The 23137-nt window shown below is 53.3% G+C and carries 19 protein-coding genes and 1 tRNA gene; 6 read left to right on the plus strand and 14 right to left on the minus strand.

Annotation, left to right across the window (positions count from 1 at the left end; all coding sequences use genetic code 11):
• Window positions 1–21: 21 nt before the first annotated feature.
• On the minus strand, window positions 22–2232 hold the full coding sequence (gene uvrB, locus O3306_RS12470; protein WP_272007756.1) for an excinuclease ABC subunit UvrB: 2211 nt from the start codon (window positions 2230–2232) through the stop codon (window positions 22–24).
• Window positions 2233–2492: 260 nt separating this feature from the next.
• Between uvrB and O3306_RS12475 the strand changes: the two genes are divergently transcribed.
• The 3 genes from O3306_RS12475 (at window position 2493) to O3306_RS12485 (ending at window position 4240) form a co-directional block, all read left to right on the plus strand.
• A complete protein-coding gene (locus O3306_RS12475; protein ID WP_272007759.1) occupies window positions 2493–3368 on the plus strand; it encodes a hypothetical protein in 876 nt (291 codons plus the stop codon).
• Window positions 3369–3423: 55 nt separating this feature from the next.
• Window positions 3424–3499 (plus strand) — tRNA-Thr (locus tag O3306_RS12480).
• A 474-nt stretch (window positions 3500–3973) separates the two neighbouring features.
• On the plus strand, window positions 3974–4240 hold the full coding sequence (locus O3306_RS12485; protein WP_272007761.1) for a hypothetical protein: 267 nt from the start codon (window positions 3974–3976) through the stop codon (window positions 4238–4240).
• 215 nt (window positions 4241–4455) lie between these two features.
• On the opposite strand, the gene O3306_RS12490 is transcribed toward O3306_RS12485, so the two are convergent.
• The 4 genes from O3306_RS12490 to O3306_RS12505 all read right to left on the minus strand — a co-directional run bounded on the left by O3306_RS12490 (window position 4456) and on the right by O3306_RS12505 (window position 9346).
• Complete coding sequence (locus O3306_RS12490) at window positions 4456–5874, minus strand: XRE family transcriptional regulator (RefSeq protein WP_272007763.1); 1419 nt, start codon at window positions 5872–5874, stop codon at window positions 4456–4458.
• Complete coding sequence (locus O3306_RS12495) at window positions 5871–6311, minus strand: DUF6932 family protein (RefSeq protein WP_272007765.1); 441 nt, start codon at window positions 6309–6311, stop codon at window positions 5871–5873. Before O3306_RS12495 ends, O3306_RS12490 begins: the two co-directional genes overlap by 4 nt.
• Window positions 6312–6902: 591 nt before the next feature.
• Entirely contained in the window at window positions 6903–7922 is a 1020-nt protein-coding gene (locus O3306_RS12500) for an IS110 family transposase (protein WP_272007767.1), read from the minus strand.
• Between the two features lie 299 nt (window positions 7923–8221).
• The gene (locus O3306_RS12505) at window positions 8222–9346 is read right to left on the minus strand and encodes a DUF3800 domain-containing protein (protein WP_272007770.1); all 1125 of its coding nucleotides are present in this window, start codon (window positions 9344–9346) and stop codon (window positions 8222–8224) included.
• A gap of 903 nt (window positions 9347–10249) precedes the next feature.
• Here O3306_RS12505 and O3306_RS12510 point away from each other — a divergent pair.
• Window positions 10250–10984, plus strand: coding sequence for a pseudouridine synthase (locus O3306_RS12510; RefSeq protein ID WP_272007772.1), 735 nt, complete (start codon window positions 10250–10252; stop codon window positions 10982–10984).
• A gap of 227 nt (window positions 10985–11211) precedes the next feature.
• Here the strand turns inward: O3306_RS12510 and O3306_RS12515 are convergent, their stop codons facing one another.
• From O3306_RS12515 to O3306_RS12530, 4 genes are all read right to left on the minus strand, one after another.
• The gene (locus O3306_RS12515; protein ID WP_272007775.1) at window positions 11212–11805 is read right to left on the minus strand and encodes an efflux RND transporter periplasmic adaptor subunit; all 594 of its coding nucleotides are present in this window, start codon (window positions 11803–11805) and stop codon (window positions 11212–11214) included.
• 273 nt (window positions 11806–12078) lie between these two features.
• Window positions 12079–12474 (minus strand): hypothetical protein, encoded by a 396-nt coding sequence (locus O3306_RS12520; RefSeq protein WP_272007776.1) that lies wholly within the window; start codon window positions 12472–12474, stop codon window positions 12079–12081.
• 388 nt (window positions 12475–12862) lie between these two features.
• The gene (locus O3306_RS12525) at window positions 12863–13810 is read right to left on the minus strand and encodes a hypothetical protein (RefSeq protein WP_272007778.1); all 948 of its coding nucleotides are present in this window, start codon (window positions 13808–13810) and stop codon (window positions 12863–12865) included.
• A 315-nt stretch (window positions 13811–14125) separates the two neighbouring features.
• Window positions 14126–15061, minus strand: a complete 936-nt coding sequence (locus O3306_RS12530) for a hypothetical protein (protein WP_272007780.1) — start codon at window positions 15059–15061, stop codon at window positions 14126–14128.
• 228 nt (window positions 15062–15289) lie between these two features.
• Here O3306_RS12530 and O3306_RS12535 point away from each other — a divergent pair, with 228 nt between their 5' ends.
• Window positions 15290–15805 (plus strand): hypothetical protein, encoded by a 516-nt coding sequence (locus O3306_RS12535; protein WP_272007783.1) that lies wholly within the window; start codon window positions 15290–15292, stop codon window positions 15803–15805.
• A gap of 223 nt (window positions 15806–16028) precedes the next feature.
• Window positions 16029–16979 (plus strand): BRCT domain-containing protein, encoded by a 951-nt coding sequence (locus O3306_RS12540; RefSeq protein WP_272007785.1) that lies wholly within the window; start codon window positions 16029–16031, stop codon window positions 16977–16979.
• A gap of 153 nt (window positions 16980–17132) precedes the next feature.
• Here the strand turns inward: O3306_RS12540 and O3306_RS12545 are convergent, their stop codons facing one another.
• The 5 genes from O3306_RS12545 to O3306_RS12565 form a co-directional block, all read right to left on the minus strand.
• The gene (locus O3306_RS12545; RefSeq protein ID WP_272007788.1) at window positions 17133–17819 is read right to left on the minus strand and encodes a hypothetical protein; all 687 of its coding nucleotides are present in this window, start codon (window positions 17817–17819) and stop codon (window positions 17133–17135) included.
• Window positions 17820–17961: 142 nt separating this feature from the next.
• Entirely contained in the window at window positions 17962–18588 is a 627-nt protein-coding gene (locus O3306_RS12550; RefSeq protein ID WP_272007791.1) for a hypothetical protein, read from the minus strand.
• Between the two features lie 148 nt (window positions 18589–18736).
• A complete protein-coding gene (locus O3306_RS12555) occupies window positions 18737–21382 on the minus strand; it encodes a TrlF family AAA-like ATPase (protein ID WP_272007795.1) in 2646 nt (881 codons plus the stop codon).
• 514 nt (window positions 21383–21896) lie between these two features.
• On the minus strand, window positions 21897–22541 hold the full coding sequence (locus O3306_RS12560; protein WP_272007798.1) for a hypothetical protein: 645 nt from the start codon (window positions 22539–22541) through the stop codon (window positions 21897–21899).
• Window positions 22526–23002: a hypothetical protein gene (locus tag O3306_RS12565; protein ID WP_272007801.1), complete on the minus strand. Its 477-nt coding sequence runs from the start codon at window positions 23000–23002 to the stop codon at window positions 22526–22528. The genes O3306_RS12560 and O3306_RS12565 overlap by 16 nt, the downstream gene beginning before the upstream one ends.
• Window positions 23003–23137: the final 135 nt, after the last annotated feature.

The following is a 23137-nucleotide window of genomic DNA, read 5'->3' on the forward strand; positions in this document are numbered from 1 at the left end:
TGATGGAACGGTGCCCCTGCGTCACCGCCCCCGCCGCTTTACATTGCCGCCACGCTGCCCCGGACGTCCGGCCGTGGACCGTCCTTTGCGCTTTGTTGCTGTCGCCACGGCCTCCTCGACCACCGATTGTCGCGCCAGAGGGTCGTCCGAGATCGCAAGGTCCACCGCTTCCAGCCGCTTGACTTCGTCGCGCAGGCGGGCGGCCTCTTCGAACTCCAGGTTCTCGGCCGCCTTGCGCATCTCGGTGCGCAGACTGTCCAGATGGGCGGCCAGATTGCCGCCGAACATGGGCTTGTCGACCTTTGCTGTGACGCGGTTCATGTCCACGTCGCCCTTGTAGAGACCCTGCAGAATATCTTCGACGTTCTTCTGGATCGTCGCGGGCGTGATGCCGTGCTCTTCGTTATAGGCGATCTGCTTGGCGCGGCGGCGGTCGGTTTCGCCCAGGGCGCGCTCCATCGAGCCGGTGATGCGGTCGGCATACATAATTACTCTGCCGTCAGCGTTGCGCGCCGCGCGCCCGATGGTCTGGATCAGCGATGTCTCGGAGCGCAGGAAGCCTTCCTTGTCCGCGTCGAGGATTGCAACCAGCCCGCATTCGGGAATATCCAGCCCCTCGCGCAGCAGGTTGATCCCGATCAGCACATCGAACGCCCCCAGCCGCAGGTCGCGCAGGATCTCGATCCGTTCGATCGTGTCGATGTCACTGTGCATGTAGCGCACGCGAATGCCCTGTTCATGCATGTATTCGGTCAGGTCCTCGGCCATGCGCTTGGTCAATGTCGTGACCAGCGTGCGGTAACCGTCGGCGGCCACCTTGCGCACTTCATCCAGCAGGTCATCCACCTGGGTTTCGACCGGGCGGATTTCAATCATGGGGTCCAGCAGCCCGGTGGGGCGGATCACTTGTTCGGTAAAGACGCCGCCGGTCTGCTCGATCTCCCATTTCGCGGGGGTTGCAGATACGAACACCGATTGCGGCCGCATCGCGTCCCATTCCTCGAATTTCAGCGGCCGGTTGTCCATGCAACTGGGCAGGCGGAACCCGTGTTCGGCCAGCGTCATCTTGCGCCGGAAGTCGCCCTTGTACATGCCGCCGATCTGCGGGATCGACACGTGGGATTCATCGGCAAAGACAATCGCATTGTCGGGGATAAACTCAAACAGTGTCGGCGGCGGCTCTCCGGGGGCGCGGCCGGTCAGGTAGCGCGAATAATTCTCGATCCCGTTGCAGACGCCGGTGGCCTCCAGCATCTCCAGATCAAAGTTGGTGCGCTGCTCCAGCCGCTGCGCCTCTAGCAGCTTGCCCTCTCCGACCAATTGATCGAGCCGCATCCGCAACTCTTTCTTGATACCGATGATCGCCTGCTGCATCGTCGGCTTGGGCGTCACGTAGTGGCTGTTGGCGTAGACGCGGATCTGGTCGAAGCTATCGGTCTTTTCCCCGGTCAGCGGATCAAACTCGGTGATGCTCTCCAACTCTTCGCCAAAGAACGACAATCGCCACGCGCGATCCTCAAGGTGTGCCGGAAAGATTTCGAGCGAATCGCCGCGCACCCGGAACGACCCGCGCTGAAACGCCTGATCGTTGCGTTTGTACTGTTGCGCCACCAGATCGGCCATCACCTGCCGCTGATTGTAGTCGCTACCCACTTTCAGATCCTGCGTCATCGCGCCGTAAGTTTCGACCGAGCCGATGCCGTAGATGCACGATACAGAGGCGACGATGATCACATCGTCGCGTTCCAGCAGCGCCCGCGTGGCCGAGTGGCGCATGCGGTCGATCTGCTCGTTGATCTGGCTTTCCTTCTCGATATAGGTGTCTGAGCGGGCCACGTAGGCCTCGGGCTGGTAGTAATCGTAATAGCTGACGAAATACTCCACCGCGTTGTTGGGGAAAAATCCCTTAAATTCCCCGTAAAGCTGCGCCGCCAACGTCTTGTTCGGGGCCAGGATGATCGCCGGGCGCTGGGTCTGCTCGATCACCTTGGCCATGGTATAGGTCTTGCCCGTGCCGGTCGCGCCCAACAATACCTGATCGCGCTCACCGTCCAGCACGCCGGCGCTAAGCTCCGCAATCGCCGTGGGCTGATCACCTGCGGGCGAAAATTCCGTGACCAGTTCGAACCGCTTGCCACCCTCGAGTTTGGGCCGCGCGCGCACATCCGGTGCGGGATTGGCCAGCGGGGCGTCTTGGCGAACAGGCTGACTATCGGAATGGACATAGGACATCGGGCGGGCCTCCTGGGCCGGGCGGGGAATTCGGGGGGCTGTGTCACATTTGATGTTTTTCGCCTGCGGTTCAAGGTGCGCGCGTGCTCTGACGCACCTTCCTGCCAGTTGCTGACGGAAATTGTCAGGGTTCGAGTGCCGCCCTGTCACAATTCACCTTTGGCACATTCGCGAAAATCAGTGATTCAGATTTCCGACAAGACGCCCTATTGTAAGGGTGCAGCGGTCGAACGAGCCGCGCAGGCACTGGCAGGAGCAACATGCAGGTCATCATACACGCGGGAGCCCATATCACCGACGAAGACAAACTGATCAAATGCCTCACGGGCAATCAGGCCATGCTGGCCGAACGCGGCATCCAGGTGCCGCACCCCACCAGCTATCGACGCCTTCTGCGCGACATCCTGCATGCCGGCCTGGAGGGTGGCATCTCGGACGAGACCCGCGGCGTCGTGCTTGATGCGCTTGCGCTGGATGGTGCGCCTGAACGGCTGATCCTGTCGAACCCCGGTTTCTTCGGCACGCCGAAAATGGCGGCGTCGGGTGGCAGTTTTTATTCGGCGGCCGCAGCGCGCATCGGCGTCCTGCGCGAAATATTCCGGGGCGATCAGATCGAACTGTTCATGGGGGTCTGCAACCCGGCGACATTCCTACCCGCGATCCTGGAAAAGACGAGCTTCGACTCGATCGAGTCCTTTCTCGGTGGGACCGACCCGGCCGACATGCGTTGGTCCGACATGGTCCTTCGCCTGCATGAGGCCGCTCCGGATATCCCGATCACGATCTGGTGCAACGAAGACACGCCGCTCATCTGGGGGCAGCTGTTGCGCGAAATGGCCGGGCTGGAACCGACAGTGGCTATGACCGGCGAACATGCGCTGCTGCGCGAAATAATGTCCAAGCCGGGCATGGTGCGGTTCGAGAGCTATCTGAAAGAGCACCCCGACATGACCGAGATGCAAAAACGCCGGGTGATCGTCGCGTTCCTGGACAAGTTCGCCGAGGAAGACGCTATCGAGGCCGAGCTGGATCTGCCCGGCTGGACAGAAGAGACAGTCGAACAACTCACGGATCTCTACGACGAGGATATCTACACCATAGGGCGCATTCCGGGCATCAACCTGATCGCGCCATGATCCCCGAAACCGACATCTTGCCAAGCGCCCTCCCGGCTGCTAATCGGAGCCCGTTGCCCCTATAGCTCAGCTGGTAGAGCAACTGATTTGTAATCAGTAGGTCCGCGGTTCGAGTCCGTGTGGGGGCACCATATAATTTTGGTAAGTTATTAAAAACAAATATTAATTCCGTGGGCGCAAATATCTCTATCCACCTAAATACCTACCTTTTCAGGCGTGCTTGATACGATCCTGCTGAGATCAGGAATCGACAAGGGCAATAGGGAAAGCGCGCGGAATCCTGTAAATATTTGCAAGCAACGCCTTCAGTTCGGTGTTCAAGCGAGCGAGTGACAAATCATCTCCTATGCAAGCTTCAATGCAGGTCAGACGCGTCAGTCGAGAGCTCATCCTTTGAGTGTTTTACTCTCCGGTAAACCCGGGGCGGTTCAGACCTGCGGCGGCGCGGCATGCATCGCGAGTGTCCGGTCACTCAGATCGACATCACCGGCCCGGAGCGGCCTTTCGTCGCTTGCTCAAGATGCTGCGACCGCATCCCGCTTTGCGGACATTGGCTTTCGTGATCAGTGCTTCTATCATCTACCGCAGATCAAAGAGGTATTCAGATGGAACGCGAACCCAACCTTGTCATTTCCAGCGGCTCGCAGCGCATCGTTGATGATGGGGTGCCATTCAAGGTGGACATCTACAAACTCGAAGGCGGGAACGGTTGGTCGCTGGAAGTTGTGACCGAAGACGGGACATCCATTGTCTGGGACGATCTCTTTGAAGACGACCGTGCCGCATTCGAGGAGGCAATCAGCACCATTCGCAGTGAAGGCGCAGTCGCTTTCGCCAACGGTGGTTCAAACGTCGTCCCGTTTAAGCAGTAGGCGAACGGCCCTCTGCTGACATTCGAACTTGATCATGTCATGACCGGTCCCCAGCGCTCAAAGCGGACGCCCATTCCTGGCGCAGCGTAGCGCTAAATCCACCCCCCCCCTAGGCCCCACTATCGCGGAACCAAGATTGCCTAGCGCAATCCTCGAACGGAGAATGCCGTGGGAGAGGCCACCGGCCTACTCAGGCTCGCACCGCGATCGTGGGGTTAGACTTCATGCTCGGTAGTAGCCAGTTCTACAATGTGCTTGTCTAGGTTCGACATGTTCACGAAACTGCATTTCTCGCGGAAAACAGATTGTGTTACAGAGTATGCATCTTGGTTTCCGCTTTGCAGGTTGGAGGCAGCTCCCCACCATGCTACGCCGCGATCGTTTTGGAGGCGGAACGCGACGTAATTAGCCAAGGCACCTTGGTTTACGCCTTGGTTTTTGGCGACAATTTTCACATTTCTTTTAATGAATGGAATCTTGCCAGATGAAGCGAGTATAACCTGATTATATAGCTCTTCAGCTCGTCCGTTAAGCAGGACGTTCCCTGCAAAATTGTTGGCGCTCAGTTCAATGTCGGCGTCCCGTCGTTCAGGCGCTGTTCCGTCGAGTTCAATCGCCTGAAAGTTCTGCTCTCCACGTTCGTCAGTTGCATGAAAGAGTTCATGCATCAAGTCGAACATCCAGCGACTTTCTTCTCGGTTTGATTGCTTGAGAACAATAGAGTTCCTACCCTTTATCCTCCAGCACCCACCGTGCAGACGAATCGAATCGCTGAGCGGGATGACCGGAATACCGAGATCCCAGACATATTCCAGACAATTCTGTAAGTTCATCTCTCCTCTTGAGAGAATGTCGGCATTTACATCTTTCCAGTTTTCGGAGGGTTGAACTACTGCCGAAGTTGCCGCGTCCGCGACGATTTCCGCGACAGTGTATGCATATTGGGCATACGCCTTCACTCTATCTTCGTCAGCATTCTTTGGAAGCTTGAATCTTGCGTAGCGAAGGCCATCGCAAGAAAAGTTTCGAGTATCCAGCGTGCCATCGCCGCCAATCCCGACGCCCCAGATTCGCTCTAAAAACGCTGACGCTTTATCCAGAAGATCAGCAATACTATTTTCAACATCAGGGCAAAGCCTCTTCTGAATGAACTTAGCGTCAATCCCGATTTTTTTCAGGGATCGCACGTTTCCTTCAGCTTTTTTCTCGAATGAGATTTTCTCGCTGACAGATACATCTAGGGCTTTAGCGACCTTTATAAGCTGCTCAAATTTGGCCTTGTGGTAATCATCTTCTTCCCACCTCTGTATCTGCTGCGGGGCTACGTTCGCTAATTTGGCGAGATCTTTTTGCGTAAGGTTCTTCGCGATCCTCGCCTTTATTAAGCCGATAGGCAGCTCCTCGAGAGATTTCACTTCAATCTCGTTCATCTCTCCAGAGAGGAGTTCGTCATATTCGGCAATTTCTCGGCGCAGTGTTTCTGCTTGGCTTTTCAGTCCATTAATTTGCGCCTTCCACATGACCGGGTGTACACCTTCAGGCACGTCTTGGATTGCTTCCGATTTTTGGATCGCCTCTTCAAACTTAGTTAGTTCTGAGTTGGCAATCTTATACTGAAGTTGATTCTTAATCATGGTAGGGATCCAAGGTCTATCGCCACAATGCCCTTCGTTCTTCCGTCTTTAGTTTTTTGAAAAAACGAAAGATACGGTTCGCCGAACGCTGTCGCGCTTCCTTCGGCAGGGAATGCCTCGCCGAAATACTTTGCCTTCTGAGCCGCTCGATCATTGTCGAAATCCAAGAAAACAGGATCTAGGCTTTTAGGATCGATTCCAACCAACGAATAGCAAGCGTCCCAATCGCTAGGATTTGCTTTCTTGGTCACAAAACTGCCGTCGAGGTAGAGCGTCGTAGCTCCTGCAGCGCGCAAGCTATAACAAGCATCGAGTAGCCCCCCCATCAACTGCTTTCTTTTAGCGTTGTAAGCCAGAAGTTTCGTGGCTTCTGACCAGCTTAGCTTATGTACGCCTGCGGGTAGGCGCCCTGATACGCCACCGAACTTCAACGCCATGACAACTTATATGTTGTTTTGAGAAATTTTGTCAACCGGGACCTATCCTGTACACGAACATTCGTCTAACTGACGAGGTAATCCCTGCGGTCTTACGCATCATTTAGCGAACCGTTCGGCTTCACTTGGAGCATCAATCATGTATGCAAACTGGTTAGCCTACGCCGCGCCTGAAAACCATAGGTCGTCGCTAGTTTGATCGCCTAACTTCCTAAGTCAGATTCCTAGCAACTGTATCTTTCAAAAGTATCGGGGCTCCCATCGGTGCGCGAGATCCACAGGGCCGCTTGCGGCCGCGCCGCCGTTTCTCCGACATTTCGGCCATTGATGCTCGGCACAGCGAAGGTCTTGTGTGGATGGCTCCTGCATAGCAAGACATATTTGATCAGATTTGTGCATTTGTCAGAAGCAGTCATGTGTCCGGCCTGTTTGCGCGGTTTTGACCGCTGGCCCTGATGGGTTCCGCAAACCAAGTCCCTTACAGCTTAGCGGGCAACTACGCCCGGGACCTTCGACGGGGTGTCTTGGTTTTGGCGGCAGACTTATGCACCATCATCTCGCGGGTCTTGCTACCTCGTTGTTCTTCCTCCTTCAGGCAGTGTGCGGTGTATATGGTTCGTTGCGGGTCAGAACGGCCCAGACGATCCGTGCTGTCTTGTTGGCCATCGCAACAGTCGCCAAACGCGCAGGTTTTCGTTCCAAGAGTGACGTCAGCCATTTACTTGCGCGTTCCGGGTGCGACTTGGTTTGTCGGACGAGCGATGTCATGCCAACAACGAGCAACGATCGTAAGTATTGATCACCCATCTTTGTAATTCGCCCAAGCTTCTCTTTGCCACCGCTGGACTTGTTCGCAGGCGTCAAACCCAGCCAAGCTGCAAATTCCCGGCCATTACTGAACTGATGGCCGTCACCAATGCTGGCGATAATCGCCGACGCCGTGACAGCGCCAACACCTGGAATGGTGCGCAACAATCGCACCCGCGCATCTTCCTTGGCGACCTGCTTCAGGCGGTCTTCGTACCAGCGGACCCGAGCATGCAGTGCCATGAGATGTTCGCTGAGATTGTGGATCACTTCGTTCGCGATATCAGGCAAGCCCAAAATCTCGCCAGCCAATATGTCCTCTGCAAACCCAATAACCCGAGCGAGACCTCTGGCGATATACACGCCAAATTCGGCGACCATTCCGCGTTGACCATTGATCAGTTGGGTTCGTTGGCGAACCAATAGGTTCCGCGCACGATGGACCGACAATAGCGATTGTTGTTCGACGGTCTTGATGGCCACAAATCGCATCGTGGGACGGGTCACTGCCTCACAAATGGCCTCCGCATCAATCGCGTCAGACTTGCCGCGCTTTACGTATGGCTTCACATAAATCGGTGGGATCAGCCGAACATCATGACCAAGCTCTGTCAGCTCACGTCCCCAATGATGCGCACTGCTACAGGCCTCCATACCAATCAAGCAGGGTTCAAGCTTTGAGAAAAAGGACAACAACTGCGCCCGTCTCAAAGGTCGATTGAAGGCAACCTCGTCGTCTTTCGTGATCCCGTGAACTTGGAAAACGTTCTTGGCCAGATCAAGGCCGATTGTGGTAACTTGCATTGGGTGGCTCCTCCTATAAGCAGATATGAACATCTGCAGTATGGCGCATTGCGACGCCGGTTGGAGCAGGAGCCATCCACCCCATCAGCAATCCGCCCTCGGTGTTGATGGTCGGGGGCCTTCACGGACGGCCCGAAGCTGCCCTTGATTGATGTCTTCGACGCCGCATCTCAGCATTCCAGAAGCAGACGCTGTTCCTAAATCCCGCTAGTGGCTACATTCAGTTTTTCCGTACGAACGAAGCTCTGATGCGCCACCGCTCGTGATGCGTAAATTGGAAAGCATTGCAGTCATAGGCGTCAAAATATGCCTTCCAGAGCCTTCAAGCGTATGACCTCCTCAGCATCAATGATTTTCTTTGCTCTTTCCGCCTCTGAAGCACTTGGTTCGGGAAGTTCTGCGAGGTGGGCCCAGCGATCCATATTAGCTTGCAAAGACACTTCGTTTGCGAGCCCTCGCTTTCCTAGCACGCGAAGCATTTCATTCAATTCTGCGGAAAGTGGCTTTTCTTCGATGCGGCGCTTCGCTACCCAAAGTACCCCATCTACCAACTCCAGGCCTGCGCTTTCGTCGCCCGCTGTGAAAGTTGGCGGGACCTCCGGCATTTTCGACATGTCGAAACTGGGCATACCTGGACCAATTGCAAGATCATTACCTCTCATCCTGACGTAGATATCGGCCAATTCGCCCTGAGCACGGTTGAATTCGGTCTGACGGTCCACGACTATAGAGCGGATCTTCCGAGATTGCTTGTCTGACATTGTCGCCAACATGAACATCACCGACTGGAAGCCTATTAGGTTTGGCGAAATTTGGAGAGCACTGTCTTTGTTGCTCACACCATAGTCGATCTCGAAGGGATTTTCTGATGCCCAATGGAGGGCTCCAGAGATGATGTCGCGCGAACGTTCATCCGGGAGACGTCCGACCCTCCGTAAAAGGAGTGCGCACAGCTCCTTGAGCTGTGCGGCACACTTCGCAGGGTTTCGTTCTTGACGGGCTTTCCAAGCCATTTTCGCGAGGCCCTCATCGAACAGGTATGCTACCTTGTGCAATGAGACGAAGCGCAGTGGCGTCCAGTAATGTGACCACGACACGGCTTTATTGATACCTGCATCAAACACTTGGTCAAAGAAGCTCATGATGGCGTGGTCAGGTTTTTGAACTCTCACCATCGAGAACCGAATGTCACGACTCGCGCAGAATTTCTTTATGTGCGGCGCTACTTCGGAAAGCCGAGCAACTCCGAGCTCAGTTGCATGCAAGCGTTCAACATCGAGTTTTGACCTAAGCTTTTTCAGCAGCGGTTCTGCAGTCACATCCAAGTTCGTCTTGCTTGAAAGAATACCGTAGTAGAGCGTCGGCTGGTTTGGGTCGAAAAGATTCGATCCTGTGTGCCCGCTTTCGTCAATGTAACTGTACAATTTTTAGTTTCCTGTATGGCGCGTGACTTGATTGTGCGTAGCTAGCGGCAACCTTTTCAGGCCATTTTTCATTTGAGGCGTGAGGAACTCTTCCAAGCAGATTGGCTGGAATGTCCCTAGCACACCAGCTTGCTGATCTGAATAACTGCTTACAGCAACTTCGGGTGTTGATTACGGTAGCGCAGCGAACTTCCGCTATCCGCCCAACCATGTCGAGGACAGGTGCTCGACAGGAACAACCCCTTTCAAACATTGACCTTTTGTCACTTTGTGCCTCGGCGCGGCCCGCCATTCTGAAAATTCACTGAACTTGCGAAATCAATACTCAAGCGAACCACTGTATGCGGATAAGGCAATCGCTCAACAGGCTCGGTTCAAGGTGCCAGTTTATGGACCATAAAGATCACAAAAACATCAGAAAATTAAAGATTTGTTATCGAGATTGACTATCGAGCGGAGCGTGCATAGCCTTATCACCATGATGGTGTATGCAAATAATTTTCGGTTTCCTTTGCTAAACCGCCCGCTTCCCCGGGCGGTTTAGACGCGTCTGCGTCTGTGTAACCTTCCGGGGTTTTCCTTCAGTCCGGAAACGTGCCTCTAGCGATAATATCGCTTGCGACAAATGACGTTCAGCGTCGCCCTCTTCTTACAACGCGACCATCGACAGGCATCTTCCCAAACACTTCGCTCGTTGTTCACAAATCCTTGCGACCATTCCTGCAGCCGTCAGCCTTGTAGGCCATGCGTTTCGCGTATGAGAGCGCCACCAATATTCGGGGCTCATGTGGCCATATGCCCCCTCTCAGAGATGAATGCAGATGGCCCAGAAGATAATCCAAAAATTCCAAATGGTCATTTTTTCTTCCAAACTTTCAGACCTCCATTAAGGGAGCGAAATTCATGGCTAAGGTTCCAACATCCCGGGTCGACAAGCTGCTTTCATCTATGGGCTACGGCTCGCGCAAAGACATCGCACGCATGGCAAAGGTTGGTGGTATCACTCTCGACACTGCCCCACTCTTGGACGCCACCAAACGTATTCCTGTCACTCCAGATCTGTCAACCCGCATGAGGATATGCGGCGAGACTCTCGATCCTCTCGCGCCTATGATTATCCTATTAAACAAGCCTGTAGGCATGACCTGCTCTCACAAGGATGGCGGCGCATTGGTGTTTGACATCCTCCCTAGCCGATGGAAGTCACGTAATCCCAGGGTCTCAACTGTCGGCCGCTTGGACAAAGACACGTCTGGCCTGTTATTGCTAACGGATGACGGTGATCTGTTGCACCATGTCACCAGCCCTAAGCGCCGCGTTGAAAAAACCTATCGGGTCAAGCTGGCCCGCCCGTTGAGGGGCACCGAAGGCGACCTATTTGCCTCGGGGCACTTGATGCTGGAGAACGAAGACAAGCCACTAGCTCCTGCTAAATTGGAAGTGATTTCAACAACCAAAGCTCTGCTAACTATTACCGAAGGCCGATACCATCAGGTCCGCCGCATGTTTGCCGCCACTGGAAACCACGTTGAGGAATTGCACCGCGAGCGCGTTGGGGGCCTGAAACTCCCTGATGGTTTGGCGGTGGGTGAATGGTGGCATCTCAGCAAGGAAGATATTTTGTCTATTTTTCGATAACTTAAGTCGATCATGCGTGATTTTGCTAAGGTTACTATATGCGCAGTGCTGACTTTGATGCTCAACGCTGAAACGATGACCTGCACAGATTTAGTTGAAAGGCCACTTTTGCCTGCCTGATGCGTAACTGTTGAATGTCACTGAGAACTGCCCCGGTAGCCCCCTAAAATTGTCACTGAGAATTGACGGCGTCTGAACACCGCCATGATATGCCGCCACTCAGGGCATCACCAACTTTCGCGCGTTTCTCCAACCGTGCCGGAAATCGGCGCAGTGATCTTGGTTCGATCAAGCGCGATCTGCGCGGCTGATACCGTGACCTCAACGCTGTCTTGTTGTGCGGCCAGCGCGTCAAGCTCGGCCTTGTAGACATCAACTTCGGCCTGAGCTGCTTCAAGATCCTCTTTCGATACGTAGTCCGAGGTCACCAACTTTATCTGCCGGTCCAGCGTCCGTTTGGCCTTGACCAGACTGGCATTCTTGGCGGCGATCTGGGCCTTTATATTGGCTAGGTTCGCCTTCGCCGTCAGCACGGCATTCTGCTGGTCCTGACTGTCGATCTGCGCAATCAGGTCACCCTTCTCGACCTCGTCGCCAAGGGCGACCGCCAGTGTTTCGATCTGACCCGAGACCCGTGCGCCAACGCTGACCAATTGCTTGGCCTCCATCGTGCCCGACGCCAACACCGTCACTTCAACGGTGCCAACTCTGACATGAGCCGTCGTCGGAGGGGCCTCGGCTTCGTTCTGGGCCAAATAGAACCAGCCACCAACCGCGGCCAACAACAGCACAATCGGGATCGGGATGCGTAATGTTTTCATAAAAGAAGGCCTTTCGGGCGGAAACTATGGCAACAACTCGTTGTCAACGGCAGGTTTGGGCCGTTCGCGTAGACCAGCTCGTAAACTCAAACCTGTATGGTTTCCAAAATTTTTAACGGACCTATAGGCTCAACACCCAAGTGACTGGAAATGGTATTTATCTTGGCATACTACAACAGAAGGGTAAATTGCTGCGGCCGCAACCCATTATTGACCCATAGTCGGGTACGAGAAATTTCCCGCACCCAAAAGTCAGACCTTTTGGAACCTCGACTAATTCATGAGCGCCTTAACGATCAACGATGAGGCCGCCAATAGATAGATTGCATCACCTTTCACAGCATAGACTTCATTTTTACCTGGACTGCGCAACCCTCTGCGATCCCAGTCTTGGATCACCACCACATCATTCTTGCTGAACTGATGGCCGACTTTTTGCCGGTGGTTGTTTGACACATATTTCTGCACATTGGGTGCCGATTTTTTCACCACAACCACTTTCTTCGTCTGCGCGCTTGGTTGCTGCTTTTGCACGACAACCTTTTTGACTGTGCTCTGCTCTTGTACAATCTGACCTTTGAAATTTCGGGTGCGTGTGTCCGCAAATGCAGCTCCCGAGACAACAGATAATGTAAGTGTTGCGGCGATAAGTCCTGATAGACGGGTCATAAGTGATCCTTTCGTTGCGCAATCTCATGAATTGCCTGCGGTTTCATTTCAAAGCCAGAAGCGGCGTCTCTATGAGTTACAGTTAGACCCTTTTCTTCCGGAACGTTTGTCAGCGCACCTCCCCGTTTGTCACCAACTGTCGCAAAGCCCCCGCCTGATATACCTTACGACAATTGAGTTCGGAAATCAGCTGATTGCGACCATTCTGTGCGCGCCGAGGTTAGGCTAATCGTGGTGCGACAACGCCATAGTATAACCCTCTTCAATGACGCTGCTGAGCGTCAGGTTGCTCGATCAGTTTAGTACGGCCCTAACCAGCCATTCACCGAGCGGTAGAAATGCTGCGGTCGCAGTTCGCAGTGCGGACATTCGCGCAGTCACGCTCCAACTAAATGCTTACAGATGACCGTAGAGCTTCGATCAAGCGTCGAAATTCCACGTTATCAGAGGCACCTTTCCAGAAGTTTGCGAAACGGCAGACAACCTGAAGGTTGCCTGGTGCATAATGCCCACTACTGTCGATACGATCCAAAGAAGCGAACATCGCAGGATCGCCGTTGACCTCATCCAGGTCCAGCGGAAGGTTTGTTAATTCGCAGGAATACTCCTGTGAACCCATTAGTTCCATGATGTAGTCCTGAAGAGCTGCTGCTGACGGGAATCCAAGGTCCTTCTTCTTCACTACACGCTCAACCGTCTGACCATTTGCTGAATTGGTGGTTGCAACGGCGGTACGGGCCATGCGTTCAGCGGCATCTGCCGCTTCGAACAGCTCCAAAGCTCGCTGGTACGCAATCTTGTCTGCCTGCGACCCATACTTGATCGGTGCATGCCCTTTCTTGGCGGTTTCGCTTCGATTTTCCCAAAGTGGAGTATCGTGCCATTGGCTTAGGTCATCTCCGGCAATCAGTGCCAATGTATAGTCTCGGTACAAAGGACTGAGAGACTGTAGCGTAGCCTCAGTAGACAAGAAGTCTTTCGCCTTGGGGTGTAGTTCGTTCCACCGCAGTGGAACGCCCTTCTTTGACCTGTTTGACCATGGCTCACAGAGCTTATGGCAAGTTACGACGTCACGCCCTCGCTCAATGGGTTCTTTCTTAGTTTCGAAAGTAGGTGCGACACTGCGAGAGGCCGTCCACCAAAGTTCGTCTCCGTCCTTGTGAACCCAAATATCGCCTACAGTTTCAGCAACGGTAGTCATCAAGTTGAACCAGCGAGAAGCTGTTGCCTTGGTCGGTTTTTTTCCTGCCGCAGTGGTGTCTTTGGCCATTCGGGTAGCAACATAACCCTCGCGGTCATTCGCTTCCCAATATCTTTGGGCGTCAATGGCGTTCATAGTCGCGACTGTTCCACGCTCCCGACAAGTTGGCCATTCGTAGTTTTGCCGGCCGAAATTTGCTACGTAGACTTTCATTTCGATTCATCTCGCTCCATCGATATTACTGCCCCATTCTTGCTGACACGGACAGCCGCTGCGAGAAGAATCTCCCAAAAAACGAAGATATGTCATACTCATTATGGTACGCTCATATTTGCTTAGCAGGAACAGCCCAAAGCTGCCGTCAGAAGATCCGGTTTTGCTGCAGTGCAACTGCCTTGAACCAGACATTTGCACCACGTTGCACAAGAACTTTGTTAAACGTGAAAAAACTTATGACATCATCGAAGCCGCAGCACGCTGCATCAAGCAACGGAAGTCCGCGTCTGGCATGTTGCTTTTTGCAAAATTAACCCACTTGCAGACCAACTGAACGTTTTCTTTGCTGTACTCCCGGTTGTCACTATCGATCCTGTCCGGCGATGGCTTACAGTGGCCCTCTGTTTCAAATGGGAGACCTGTGATCGCACATTTGTGACCTTGCTCCTCTCCAAGACGTTTTATCAAAGCATCTATGTCGCAACTGTCTGCCAGTGACTTTGCCTCTAGGATTCGTTTAACGGCGCGGTTTTCCTCGGACTGCGTATTATAGCGCACTCCCGCCGCGATCATCTGATACGCTTTCGCAAGTTCGTCTTCTCGAGAAAGAACCTTTGCAACTTGTCCGGCGCGAAGCCCATTCTTGACAACGAGATAGAGCAGTGAGTCCAACTGCCAGAGCGTCACGCCCACCTCACGAGATAGACCTAACAAAACTTCGTTTACTGCCGCATATGTATGGCCCTTGGTTTTTCCTTCTTTCGGCCAGAGTTGCAGATCTCTAAGTGCATTTTCTGAGACCGAATTCCAAACACCATAGCCATCCACCAAGACAATAAGCAACCCTGATGCGACAGCGGGTCCCACGCCCAGAATATTTGGCCCAGTAGCGTAATTGAACCGTTCAACAACGTCTGTGTCGCTGGCCAATATTCTAAGCATCTCCCGGAGCGTACCCATGTCTGCAACTGTTTTGCCTCCCTGACGATGGATGCCAGTCCAGTGTTTGTTGACTGAGAATTTTAGGAACTCGCGATACTGGTCGGCGGTCACTTTTTCCGGGTCAAGTAAGATCGGACGCCATGTGTCTATTACGTGGTCGGAATCGCTTTTAAACTTAATATATTCTGGGTCACGTTTCAGCTCGGTAAGAATTTCGATAGGAGTCATCAGAATCTCGCTCTTGATCGCAGGTTATTCCGTTGCCAAACACTAAAATCGATTGAGTTCAATGGGTCAACTGGCCCGAGCCGGACTTTCGTCGTGTCATCCGCAGCCGCGCTCCAGCTTCCTGGAACCAGTCATTAATCAAAGGCGCAGCAATCTGGTGGACAACGGAATGGCTACGTGACTTCTTACCCGTCAATTATGCCCATCTAACCTTGAAATGAGACTGAAATGCCGGATACTGACCAACCCATCACTTTTGACCAGATGAAAGGTACTATCGGTTCACTCGTGTTTCTTTGGTCGGGTATTGAACAATCTCTTACTGAAGCAATTGAAATTCTTCACGCAGAGAGGAAGCTAAAATCGGTTCATGGCATATCTAGATCCATCGATGTGTGGTCGCTGGCAGTCAAGCCAACGGATAATATCAGTACACTTCGGGCAGTCCTATGCGATCGCTTAGTCAAAATGCTCAGGGAAGCGCTCGTGATTAGAAATCTTGTTTGTCACGGGCTGATTAGCATAACTGCGCAACTTCATATCGATGCCCCCGAAGCACATCTCAAAGTGCGGCTTGGCGAAGATACGCGTCTCCTGACTTGGTCTCAACTTGATGAAATGTTTAGTTGGATGTCTAGGAGTAGATGGCTCATCAGAGATTTGACCGAGGCCGCCATGGAAAATGACGCTCAGCGAGCCAATGATCGACTGCTCAGTTGGGAGAAATTCCCCGAACAACAGTAACGGCCCATGCCGGTCGCTCACCCCCCAGTCGGTCACCGCGGAGCAGTTTCTCTGAAGCGGTCGTTCGAGCCGACATGCAGCATCGGTCAGCAACTGTTGGTCGGTCACGCGAACTTTTCTGACGATCGCGGCTGCAACGTGACTTGCATCAAATCAAGAAAAAGTTTGCCCCAGTCTAATCTCTGCGTCTACGCTTGGTCATTCGATTCCGAGGGGTCCGACCATGAAGCTTTCTGAAAATGCGCTTTCCAAGATTTCAGCACCTTCGTCCCTCCTGAAAACCGACGCAGACATCGACCGTATTCAAAAGAACGCGAACGACAGAAAACGCGTGATCTACTGGATCGGCTTTCTCGACGGCGCCCTTTCATCGAACAGGATCGAGCCCGGTGAGGAGGCGGCAATACTCGCCGAAGCGGATAAGTTCGTAGAGTTTTTCGACGATCCAGACGCATTAGACTTGGCTGAGGACATCCGGGCGCGATGCTTCTCGGGCCAAAATGATCTGATGGCGGCGCTCGAAGACGTGATTGCAGACAAGCGGAATGAAATCCAAGCTGAAGCTCCGTATAGCGAGCGGGACGAAGTGAACGAGTTCCTCGGATTTTGCGCTGGCGTCGTCTGTGACGGACTGATCCTCCTAAAAGAAGCGGACGCCATCCTCGCAAGGATCAGAGCCAGCGATACGCTGACCTCCTCCCCTGTGTATCGCGACCTTTGGCGTGCGACCGAGGCCGCGATGGCGGATAGTGTGCTCAGCGATGATGAGGCGGAAGAGATCCGGCAATGGATCGCATTGCTGGTAGGCGACGGTTACGTGGACACAGGTGTTCCGAACATCGGCACCACCGCCCAGCTGGACGAGCCGGTTTCCGACCCGGCGCTGATCGAGTTTGAAGATAAGTGTTTTGTGCTGACCGGGCCCATGAGGATGGGCACCCGCAGCTTCATCATAAAGGAGATCGAGCGCTGCGGTGGGGAGGTGGGTAAAACCGTCGTGCGCCGCACGGACTACGTCGTCGTGTCCTCGAACGCTTCAAAAAACTGGCGCGCGACGCATTTTGGGACGAAGATTGAGCGCGCGAAAGAGCTGATTGTTGAAGGCTACAAGCTGCGGTTCGTCGCGGAGCACGCGTTGGAAAAGGCAATTAAGTCGTGCGGGCGAGGGAAGTGATTGCCGTTTTCGTGACGGGAAATACCGGCTTTCTTTCAGAGTTACCGAGACGGTCGCAATCCGTTCTTCCGGTAGGGAGCGCGATCGGCCCAAAGCCGACCCTGGAGAAGGCCACTGAGTTCTGCAGGTGCAGCCAGCTAAGATGACATTTGATCACTCGGATCCGCGTTTTCGCGTACGGCGTCGACTGCGGGGAGCCGTTTCTGCGTCGGAGACAGAAATTAGTGCGGCTGAACCATAGTGCATTTCTTCAACCATTGACTGAAGGTCCACCTCGTTTTCGGCGTAGAGGTCTCGATCCCCCGTGCGGCAAACGAAAAAATCATAATAGAAGTCTTCTGTACGTTGGGTTTTTAGGCGCGTCAGAGAGTTATTGCCTGCCTCTATCACGCTGCGGGCGCTTAGAATTTTTGTGTCCTGCTCACCGTAGGCGAAAACAAAAGAGCTATCGCTATTTGACAGCATTGTCTGGCACTGCCCAAGAAGACGTGGTTTGGAGTCTACAGAGAGGCCAAATTTCTTATTCTTGTTAATCTTGGCCTGCGCTTGAAATCCTTTCTGCACATACACGCCTCTAAAATCCATGGTTACACTTACAAACAAATCGGCACCTGTTGCGGTTTCTTGTCCAGACTGCTTGTCGCTTACATGGGTCGCTACGCTCCACACCAAGCCGCCGTCTGAGAAGCCGTCCAACCGTTCATCCAGAAGGGTAACAAACTTCTCTGTGTACCGTTCCTCCCTACCAGTTACTTTAACCAGCTTTTTTCTGACATCTCTATCAACGTTTGCTACCAGGTCAGCAGCAGTTCGCATTGCATCATCAAATTCTTTGAGCATCTATAAACTTTCCAGCAAGGTCGCCGTAGCCTCTCAAGTCAATCTCTACAAGGAGCTCATAGGCAACATTAAGCTTGGCAGTCAATGTTGCCTTCAAGCGCACTCACCGTGAACATTGGAACGAAAGCCCTCGCAGCGTCCATCAATCCCAACCGAGTTCTTCGACAATCCGGGCGCGGTACGAAGTTGCAATCTGCCTCGGTGCTTTGCGAACGTACTCTTCGGCCCGCCTCGCAAAGTCTCCTTCGAGCTTGCCGAGGTGAGAGATGACATCATCAATTGATGGATAGTCTTTGTTTTTATTCGAAGCTGGTGATTTGGGAGGAAGACCAGTCCAGACGACACCCGCAAAGCCGCGTTTTTTAGCCCACGCCTGAACCAGTTCTGCGCCATGGTGACCGGATGTTTCAGTACTAGTACAAAAAGCGGCGTGTCGTTCGCTCGGGAGGCCTTCGCGCTTGGCGAGTGCTTGGCGCGCTTCATTCAGCGAACTGCATGATAGAGTAGTCCAGAGTGTCGGACATGGAGTTCCTTGCTCGCAGACGACAAGTGTTATGCGGTCATCGTTTGATCTTCGGGCGAATTCGAGTCGCAGGACTGGTCCGTCTTCTCGCCATTTTTGCGCAACAGGTAAGCTGCCGGGCTCCCAGATCAACGATCCCCAGCCCAGACAAGCAAACCCGCCAATACTTTCATTTGAACTCTTCATTATACTACTCACGGATGTTTCGGATAAGATTCGATAACGCAAGTCTTCTGTCGTGGACATCAGGCATGGTAAAAGACTCGCCCAGATTTACATCGTCTTTCTTCCAAAGTGAAATTAAGTTGTTAACTCGAACGCTCGTCCTATTTCTGGCGTTCTGCGGCACGTCAGAAACCCAAACAAGGGCACTTCCAGTTTGAGAAAGTTCTTATCAAACGGCACGTGCTTTCCAGATCTGATAAATTGCTTTGCGCCGTTCGAAGGCTTCAGGGCCGCCTTCCATAATGGAGATAACGCTCGCCTGACAGGCCTTGTCGTCAATATTGCCGACCGATATAACGATTTCCTCATCACTGGCGCTGCACGTGGTGATGGCCTCCGCATCCCCCAGCACCGGGAAGTTCGCGTTATGGGTTGCGAAGATAAATTGCTGGTTGGGCTTGAGCTTTCGAAGGAGCTTCACCACTTCTTCATAAACGGTCTGGCTATCGAGATCATCTTCCGGCTGGTCGATAAGCAAGAGGTCATTCCCCTCTTGGCTTAGCAGGAAGAGCATCATGGCAGAAGCGCGCTGGCCGAGAGAATGTGATGATAGCGCTTTGCCGTGGTACGTCACGGAGTAGCTGTTAGGCACCTGATAACCCGTAAATGCGTACAGATTTGCCATGAAGAGCTTCTTGAATTCTTCCGACTTTGACTTCGCAAACTCAGAGGCCTTGTCGAGGTCTTTGAAAATCTCTCCAAAATCTGTGTAAGCTCCCGCCAGGGAATCGTAATATTCCTTGCGAAGGTTGTTGCCGCGAAGCAAACCATCAATGTGGTTTTTGAAGGCGCTGCGGTCCCCCTTAAACTCCACCTCCACCCTAAGCGACCCTTGCGATGCATTGATGGTCTTCATCGCCGCCGCGGTGAGTTTGAACTCATCATGCCAAGCGTCGTTCAGCGAAGACAGGGCCGTCAGAACTGTGTCAAGCTTGGACCTCTCCTTGCTGGTGCGCTTGCCAAGTTCGTCGATCTGCGCCTCGAGGTCCTGCTTGCGCTGCGTGAGCTTGATGTAGGCATCGGGCTGAACTGAGGTAACGCCCTGTTCGTGGAGAGCCTTGACCAAATTCCGCTCGATCTCTGCGAATTCTTCCTTCAGGCCATCGCGAACGCCTTCAAGCTCTCGGCGCAGCTCATCCAAATCGCCAGACTTCGACTTGATCGTGGCAGCAAGGGCCTTAGCCGCTACAACGGTTTCTTTCAGTTCCTCTAACTTGGTCGAATAGCGCTTGAAGAAGTCGGCGTTGTGATCGGAATCATGGGCTTCGATCAGCTTGAAATCTTCCTCGGCCTGAATCGATGCATCATCAATTGCCTTATGCCAGCCTTGCGCCGCCTCGTTGACGCTCTCGCAGTAAGTCAGATCTTCGCTATAGGCCAGTTGCTTCTCAAGCTTGTCCTTGATGTTGTGCTTGTCGAAATGCTCAAGATTGAACTTTACGTCTCTGAGTTCATCCTCCAAGGCCTGTTTGTCGTCAACATCGCTGCGGACCGAATTGAAAATATCTATCGCCGCTTTCAGCTCTCCCGAGCGTTCTGCAATTTGTTGACGGACAGTTTTCAGGCTATCGCCCATAAGCTTCTCGACGAGGTCGTGCCCAAAGCCTTTTCCAGCGGCCGACAGATCTTTTTGACCAAAATATAGCGGCTTGGCGACGATGGTTTCCCTTATTGAGACGCCGGGACGCATCTTTCCATCGACGTAGACGTTAGGCGACTGTCCCCAGATACGGCTGATCTCAAACTGTCCGCCATGCCGGTCAGTAGCCTCGACAATCACCTTGCCGCCGCTTTTGAGGAGGTGGGGCAAGAGATTGTTCTTGTACTCCTTGTCCTGCGCCTTATCCCCGAAGGGTATATCGAGCGCATAGCGCACGCTCTCCAAGATCGATGATTTGCCGCTGCCCTGAATGCCTATCAGGCAATTCAAGTGCGGGGAGAAGGTAACGCGCCTACCATCTAGCAAACCACCCTCAAAGCGAATGGCATTGATATGAGAATGGGTAACCGGAGGCACCTCTGCCGAGACGCGGAAACTATGATCGGTCAGGGCGAATTTGACGGCATCAAAACTAAGATCGCCAACTTTGAGATAGATTTTCTGGCCTTTGCCAATGTCCTCGATTGCTTTTGCGTCGGAACCTTCGACCTCTGCGGGATAGTGCTCACGCCACCAGCCCTTTACCTTGGTGCGACATACGGCATCAGGTTTATCGTGCGTCCGCACCTTCTGAAAACCAAGGGCGTACCGTTGGACCAAGGGCTCTTTAGCAAGCTCCCCCATCCGCCCCCCACCTATTTCCTTCCATAGGCCGCTATTGGCCTCCACATGTGCGAAAATAATGAAGAAGTCGCGATTATAGCCTTCAAGTTTCTTCAACGTTTCAACAAGATCATCGTTGCTGCGACCATTTTCCTTCTCGTATTGCGCAGGAACCCTGCCAGAAAAGGCAACACCCAAGAATTGGTTGATGTAATCCTGACCATCGGCCAGCCACGCATCGGAGAATACGATAAGCGTATGTACACCGTTCGCGCCATCCTTAACCGATAGTTCCACGCCGGGAAGCACGCCGATCGCGGACTTGCGTGCCCGTTTGCGCAGGGCCTTGAACTCATCAAGGTCGAATTTGTTATGGTTGGTGACAACAGCGAGCCGTGTCCCGACGGTTTCGAGCGCATCAATGTAATTGGCGATGAAGCGATCTCCATCGCCATCATAGCGAAATTCCTTATCGGCCCGCGTGTGCAAGTGAAAGTCTGCCCTCACCCATTGCGCCCCGTGTTCGAATAGTTTTTGTAGTGCCTCGCTCAATGCCTGGGTCCCCTGAAAAAGTTCCTCTTTCTGAGTAGACCACGTGCCGTATACAACTGTACAGACTGGATGATTGTTGTAATGGCGCCTCGAAGTTCGACGGCGCGGGGTGCGACCGTTGGCCGCGCACATTCACAGTTCTGCCGACCTCGGGGCACATTTGTACCGAAAGTGCGTCCACGCTGTACGCGAGACGAGGGAGAAAAATGCGGCTGCTGCGCTGCACCGCTGCTTGTCGGCTTCCAGACCTTTGTGTCGGCCGAGCCGGTTTCGGCAACATGCAATTTGCGCAATGTCCGCTATCCTGTTCTGTCACGACTGCATTAGCACGGCAGCGAAAGTCCGGAATCCGCCCTTGGTGTTGATGGACGAGAACGGCCCATACCAGCCATTGATCGAGTCCTACCTCCGCTGCGATGCAGCCCACCATTCCGGACTTTCGCCGCAACGCAAAATCAAGGACGCCGCGAACTTACAGTCTGTAGGACGAAGCTGCCCTTAGCAGGTACGGTTTTCATGCAAAAAGGAAGAACAGCGGAATTGGTGCAACAGCGCACAACACCACCCCTAGGAATTGCCAAAAGCCAAACAATCGAGATGCTCCAGCAACGAAGGCTAGCCCCCCTCCGCCGCCTAGCAACGAGTTGCCAGGGGTGTTTAATGCAACGGCCAACAGCACGTATCTGTGTTTAAGCAGTTTTTGTCCGACCTTTGATGGGACGATTGAGGGCAAGGCGTTTAAGCGCTTATCTGGCGCAACGGAATCTAGATCTACGACAAATCTTGATGCCTTTCTTAGACCAAGCCATTCCAATGCACGGCCCATGAATGAGAGTGGAACCAGCCTTGCAAGTGTGTAAGAGACTAGCAGCGCCCCAACCATTCCCAGATAGACCAATGGTGCAATTGGGCCGCCAAACAGCAACAAAAGCGCAAAACCTATCTCCGCACCGGGGACAAAGGGCAGCGCTGCCAAAACGATGAATGCGAAGAATGCTGTCATGACGATGCGGTGTATCATCGGCTCGTTCAATGGGCGCATCTCGGGGACGGTCATTTCTTTCAGTGCATCGCCCAGAAACCATCCGCCGAGGAGGAGTAACCCATAAAGAACAATAGCTTTCCGCTTTGCCCAAAACCGCGTTAAAACCGGGCGCATAAGGGATTACCGTCAGGGTCTATCGTTTGCATGTCCTGACGGGTTTCGGATAGCGACACGGGCTGCACGGGTTCCGAAAGCGCACCGACAAACACGATTTCGCGGGTGGATATCCAATACCAGCGGCGGCGTTCCCAAACGATCGAAACGACAACGGAACCATCGTCCTTCAAAACCCCCACGTAGTCAAAGCGTCCACGGCTTTCGCTTTCTAGAGCGCCAGTAAAACGGACGCCCTCTGCAGTTTCCTCGGCTTGGTATACCCCAGGTACAAATCCACAACGGGTACAGATTTTAGACCAAAAATGGCCATCGTCGAAGTAGAGATTATCCGGAAGGTCAGGATTTTCTGCCGGGCCGATCATGCCTGAAAAAGTCCTGCCGTCTAGTGAGCCGCCGGCATTCCCATAAGGGGCCGCTGCAAAGGCCAGGAAGAAAACCATGGCCAATGACTTATACATGCTTACCATCGACTAATCCAAACTGCTTATGCCGATTAGCTTAAGCATCAATAGGAATGTGCGCAATTCATTGCTTCGGCAGGTGGTTGGTGTTGCTTGGTAGGTTCGGGCTCGAAGCCGCCTTGCGGCGGTGCA

Origin of the sequence: Roseovarius sp. ZX-A-9 (assembly GCF_028369135.1) — a bacterium.
Taxonomy (GTDB): Bacteria; Pseudomonadota; Alphaproteobacteria; order Rhodobacterales; family Rhodobacteraceae; genus Roseovarius.